2 tRNA genes and 3 rRNA genes are annotated in these 5,496 nt (G+C 49.4%); all 5 read left to right on the top strand.

What is annotated here, in order from left to right:
• The first annotated feature begins 249 nt into the window (after positions 1-249).
• The 5 genes from AC5SLM_RS14350 (at position 250) to rrf (ending at position 5,461) form a co-directional block, all read left to right on the top strand.
• Positions 250-1,760, top strand: a 16S ribosomal RNA gene (locus tag AC5SLM_RS14350).
• A gap of 116 nt (positions 1,761-1,876) precedes the next feature.
• A tRNA-Ile gene (locus AC5SLM_RS14345) sits at positions 1,877-1,953 on the top strand.
• Positions 1,954-1,957: 4 nt separating this feature from the next.
• Positions 1,958-2,033 (top strand) — tRNA-Ala (locus AC5SLM_RS14340).
• Positions 2,034-2,313: 280 nt separating this feature from the next.
• A 23S ribosomal RNA gene (locus AC5SLM_RS14335) occupies positions 2,314-5,226 on the top strand.
• Between the two features lie 119 nt (positions 5,227-5,345).
• Positions 5,346-5,461, top strand: a 5S ribosomal RNA gene (gene rrf, locus AC5SLM_RS14330).
• The 16S, 23S and 5S rRNA genes sit together here with 2 tRNA genes alongside, the layout of an rRNA operon.
• Positions 5,462-5,496: the final 35 nt, after the last annotated feature.

The following is a 5,496-nucleotide window of genomic DNA, read 5'->3' as shown; positions in this document are numbered from 1 at the left end:
ACCTCCCTTTAAGCTTCACCGCTATATAATTTCGGCCTCGTTTGAGAGAACGACCAAGACTTTCCACCCCTTCTTCTTCGACCAAGAAGTTCTCGGAAGTTTCACTGTTTCAGTGTTTGAAAGTCTTATGTTATTTATTTTTTTAATGTCAATGTCAATCTTTGAAATCTAAACAAGTGATCTATACGAGCTTGGAAGGTAGAAGCCAGAAGCTGAGCGCTCTGGTTTCTCTAAAAACACTTCATAACTTTTATGGAGAGTTTGATCCTGGCTCAGAGTGAACGCTGGCGGCGTGCTTAACACATGCAAGTCGAACGGAGAAAGAGAGGTTCGCCTTTCTTTCTTAGTGGCGCACGGGTGAGTAATGTATAGCTAACCTGCCCCTTGGTGGGGGACAACAGATGGAAACGTCTGCTAATACCCCATACTCCTTCTTACTCTAAGGTAAGTCGGGAAAACTCCGGTGCCAAGGGATGGGGCTGTATCCTATCAGCTTGTTGGTGAGGTAATGGCTCACCAAGGCAATGACGGGTAGCTGGTCTGAGAGGATGATCAGCCACACTGGAACTGAGACACGGTCCAGACTCCTACGGGAGGCAGCAGTGGGGAATATTGCACAATGGGGGAAACCCTGATGCAGCAACGCCGCGTGGAGGATGACGCATTTCGGTGTGTAAACTCCTTTTATAGGGGAAGATAATGACGGTACCCTATGAATAAGCACCGGCTAACTCCGTGCCAGCAGCCGCGGTAATACGGAGGGTGCAAGCGTTACTCGGAATCACTGGGCGTAAAGGGTGCGTAGGCGGGTTGTCAAGTTCTGAGTGAAATCCAACGGCTCAACCGTTGAACTGCTTGGAAAACTGGCAGCCTAGAGTGAGGGAGAGGCAGATGGAATTGGTGGTGTAGGGGTAAAATCCGTAGAGATCACCAGGAATACCCATTGCGAAGGCGATCTGCTGGAACTCAACTGACGCTGAGGCACGAAAGCGTGGGGAGCAAACAGGATTAGATACCCTGGTAGTCCACGCCCTAAACGATGAACACTAGTTGTTGCCCTGCACGTCAGGGCAGTAATGCACCTAACGGATTAAGTGTTCCGCCTGGGGAGTACGGTCGCAAGATTAAAACTCAAAGGAATAGACGGGGACCCGCACAAGCGGTGGAGCATGTGGTTTAATTCGAAGATACGCGAAAAACCTTACCTGGCCTTGATATCCTTCAAATCCTGTAGAGATACGGGAGTGCTAGCTTGCTAGAATGAAGTGACAGGTGCTGCACGGCTGTCGTCAGCTCGTGTCGTGAGATGTTGGGTTAAGTCCCGCAACGAGCGCAACCCTCGTGTTTAGTTGCTAACAGTTCGGCTGAGCACTCTAAACAGACTGCCTTCGTAAGGAGGAGGAAGGTGAGGACGACGTCAAGTCATCATGGCCCTTATGGCCAGGGCTACACACGTGCTACAATGGATAGGACAATGAGACGCAATACCGCGAGGTGGAGCAAATCTATAAACCTATTCTCAGTTCGGATTGTTCTCTGCAACTCGAGAACATGAAGCTGGAATCGCTAGTAATCGTAGATCAGCATTGCTACGGTGAATACGTTCCCGGGTCTTGTACTCACCGCCCGTCACACCATGGGAGTTGATTTCACCCGAAGCCAGGAAGCTAGAATAGCTACTGTCCACGGTGGGATTAGCGACTGGGGTGAAGTCGTAACAAGGTAACCGTAGGAGAACCTGCGGTTGGATCACCTCCTTTCTAGAGTATTTGGCCCCTGCATTCAGTTGCAGGGGCGGAACCCAAAGAAACACACAAATCCTTACTTGCTACGTGTAGATTCACTTGTTTAGGTTTGAGAGATTGACGACACTAAGGGGCGTATAGCTCAGTTGGTTAGAGCGCACCCCTGATAAGGGTGAGGTCACAAGTTCGAATCTTGTTATGCCCACCATCTTGGGGAATTAGCTCAGCTGGGAGAGCGCCTGCCTTGCACGCAGGAGGTCAGCGGTTCGATCCCGCTATTCTCCACCACCTCTAACAAACCTTAGCGTCATTGACATTGCTTTTTCCATGATGTTTAATCCAAGCCTTACATGTAAGCTTTGGATTAGACCTTGTTGGTTTAAACGTTATTTACCGTATCATTGTTAAAAGTCACAACAAAATTGTAAAAACAATTTCACGTTTCTTGTTAAAGGACATCTTCACGAAGTGAAAGCTTTAGTGAGATGAATTGTGCTTGAATTACTTCAAGTACAAGAAGACATTAAGTGTCTATCTTTATCAAGGAAGTGATGCGTCAAAAAAGAATAGGTAAGCTACTAAGAGCAAATGGTGGATGCCTTGGCAGACAGAGGCGATGAAGGACGTACTAGGCTGCGATAAGCCTTGGGGAGCCGCCAAGAGGCTTTGATCCAGGGATTTCCGAATGGGGCAACCCAGCATGTCGAGAGGCATGTTACCCTTCGGGGGGCGAACGTGGGGAAGTGAAACATCTCAGTACCCACAGGAAGAGAAATCAAACGAGATTCCGGTAGTAGCGGCGAGCGAACCCGGACTAGGGCAAACCTGATGCTTGCATCAGGGGTTGTAGGACTGTGACATGGAACGTAGTTGCTAGAAGAACCCTTTGGAAAGAGGGGCCACAGAGAGTGATAGCCTCGTATTTTAAAGCATAAGCAATCCTAACAGTATCCTGAGTAGGGCGGAACACGTGATATTCTGTCTGAATCTGGGGGGACCACCCTCCAACCCTAAATACTCCTGTCTGACCGATAGTGCACAAGTACCGTGAGGGAAAGGTGAAAAGAACCCCAGTGAGGGGAGTGAAATAGAACCTGAAACCATTTGCTTACAATCATTCAGAGCCCTATGGTGTATCCAGGGTGATGGACTGCCTTTTGCATAATGAGCCTGCGAGTTGTGGTGTCTGGCAAGGTTAAGGAAACCCGAAGCCGTAGCGAAAGCGAGTCTGAATAGGGCGATTTAGTCAGATGCTGCAGACCCGAAACGAAGTGATCTATCCATGAGCAGGTTGAAGCTGGTGTAAGAGCCAGTGGAGGACCGAACCCATAGGCGTTGAAAAGTCTCGGGATGACTTGTGGATAGGGGTGAAAGGCCAATCAAACTTCGTGATAGCTGGTTCTCTCCGAAATATATTTAGGTATAGCGTTGTGTCGTAGCGTAGGGGGGTAGAGCACTGATTGGGCTAGGGCCTATACCAAGGTACCAAACCCTGTCAAACTCCGAATACCCTACGTGGAATCACAGCAGTCAGGCGGCGGGTGATAAAATGCGTCGTCGAGAGGGGAACAACCCAGACTACCAGCTAAGGTCCCTAAATCTTACTTGAGTGGAAAACGATGTGGAGTTACTTGAACAACCAGGAGGTTGGCTTAGAAGCAGCCATCCTTTAAAGAAAGCGTAATAGCTCACTGGTCTAGTGATTCTGCGCGGAAAATATAACGGGGCTAAAGTAAGTACCGAAGCTGTAGATTTCATATTTATATGGAGTGGTAGGAGAGCGTTCTAGTCAGCGTTGAAGGTGTACCGGTAAGGAGCGCTGGAGCGGCTAGAAGTGAGCATGCAGGCATGAGTAGCGATAATTAATGTGAGAATCATTAACGCCGAAAACCCAAGGTTTCCTACGCGATGCTCGTCATCGTAGGGTTAGTCGGGGCCTAAGCCGAGTCCGAAAGGGGTAGGCGATGGGAAATTGGTTAATATTCCAATACTAACAGGTGCGCGCGATGGAAGGACGCTTAGGGCTAAACGAGCCAACTGATGGAATAGTTGGTCGAAGGGCGTAGATTGAGGTACAGGCAAATCCGTATCTCTTTATTCGAGACCCGACAGGCAGACAACGCTCCTCGGAGCTGCGTCTGAATCGTTGATGCCGTCGAGCCAAGAAAAGTTTCTAAGTATAGCAACTGTTACCCGTACCGTAAACCGACACAGGTGGGTGAGATGAGTATTCTAAGGCGCGTGGAAGAATTCTGGTTAAGGAACTCTGCAAAATAGCACCGTATCTTCGGTATAAGGTGTGCCTCCTCTGGTGAAGTCCCTTGCGGATGGAGCTAGAAAGGTTGCAACAAAGAGTCCCTCCCGACTGTTTACCAAAAACACAGCACTCTGCTAACTCGTAAGAGGATGTATAGGGTGTGACGCCTGCCCGGTGCTCGAAGGTTAATTGATGGTGTCAGCCGCAAGGCGAAGCTCTTGATCGAAGCCCGAGTAAACGGCGGCCGTAACTATAACGGTCCTAAGGTAGCGAAATTCCTTGTCGGTTAAATACCGACCTGCATGAATGGCGTAACGAGATGGGAGCTGTCTCGACCAGGAATCCAGTGAAATTGTAGTGGAGGTGAAAATTCCTCCTACCCGCGGCAAGACGGAAAGACCCCGTGCACCTTTACTATAGCTTGACACTGCTGTTGGGATAACGATGTGCAGGATAGGTGGGAGGCTTTGATTCCTAGACGCCAGTTTAGGATGAGCCATTGTTGAGATACCACTCTTCTTTATTCTGATAGCTAACTCGCTTGGGTTATCCCCAAGGAGGACAATGTCTGGTGGGTAGTTTGACTGGGGCGGTCGCCTCCTAAAAAGTAACGGAGGCTTACAAAGGTTGGCTCAGAACGGTTGGAAATCGTTCGCAGAGTATAATGGTACAAGCCAGCTTGACTGTGAGACGTACATGTCGAACAGAGACGAAAGTCGGTCATAGTGATCCGGTGGTTCTGCGTGGAAGGGCCATCGCTCAAAGGATAAAAGGTACGCCGGGGATAACAGGCTGATCTCCCCCAAGAGCTCACATCGACGGGGAGGTTTGGCACCTCGATGTCGGCTCATCGCATCCTGGGGCTGGAGCAGGTCCCAAGGGTATGGCTGTTCGCCATTTAAAGCGGTACGCGAGCTGGGTTCAGAACGTCGTGAGACAGTTCGGTCCCTATCTGCCGTGGGCGTAGGATTGTTGAGGAGAGCTGACCCTAGTACGAGAGGACCGGGTTGGACGAACCACTGGTGTATGGGTTGTTCTGCCAAGAGCATCGCCCAGTAGCTATGTTCGGATGAGATAACCGCTGAAGGCATCTAAGCGGGAAGCCAACTCCAAGATGAACAATCCCCGAAGACCCCATGTAGACTACATGGTTGATAGGCTGGGTGTGTAATGGGTGAAAGCCCTTTAGCTGACCAGTACTAATCGGTCGTTTGGCTTACTTATTTCTTAGCATCACTTCCTTGATAAGGATAGAGAGGTTGTTTTTACAGTAAAATGTGTGACTTTTAACAATGACACCAAAGCGTCATGGAAGCAGACTACGGTCTTTTTCCATGACGCTTGCCGGTGGCTATACAGATGTGGAAACGCCCAGCTCCATCCCGAACCTGGAAGCTAAGCGCATCATGGCCGATAATACTCTCCCTTACTGGGACGGAAACGTAGGTCGCTGCCGGCTCGTCAATTATTCTTTTTACTGCTTTATTGTTTACT

The sequence above is a fragment of the Sulfurospirillum sp. HTRB-L1 genome, from assembly GCF_059415125.1.
Note: the sequence above shows the minus strand (reverse complement) of the source record. Positions and strands in the feature narration are given on the sequence as shown.